We start from the raw sequence: 289 nt of genomic DNA, 5'->3' as shown, positions 1-289 counted from the left end.
CTGGGTATGTCACCCTCAAGAATCTGCAGTTCCTTCTTATTGTCGCCAATAACCGTCGTAGGGATAGCGGCAAGCAGCGCTTCCGTGTACGGATGCCCCGGATTTTCAAAAATCTCCTGGGCTCCCGCCAGTTCCACCATTGCTCCCAGATACATGACCCCGATCCGGTCGCTGATATATTTTACCACGGATAAATCATGGGTAATAAACAGGTATGTCAAATTTTCTTTTTCCGTTAAGTCCTGAAGCAGATTGATCACCTGAGACTGAATCGATACATCCAGCGCAG

Annotated in this window: 1 protein-coding gene; it reads right to left on the bottom strand. The window is 48.1% G+C overall.

The window, feature by feature from the left end:
• On the bottom strand, window positions 1-289 hold a 289-nt coding region (locus NE473_RS32090), incomplete at both ends, for an oligopeptide/dipeptide ABC transporter ATP-binding protein (RefSeq protein ID WP_256265723.1).

This window comes from Hungatella sp. SL.1.14, from assembly GCF_024460495.1.
Lineage (GTDB): Bacteria > Bacillota > Clostridia > Lachnospirales > Lachnospiraceae > Hungatella > Hungatella hathewayi.
Note: the sequence above shows the minus strand (reverse complement) of the source record. Positions and strands in the feature narration are given on the sequence as shown.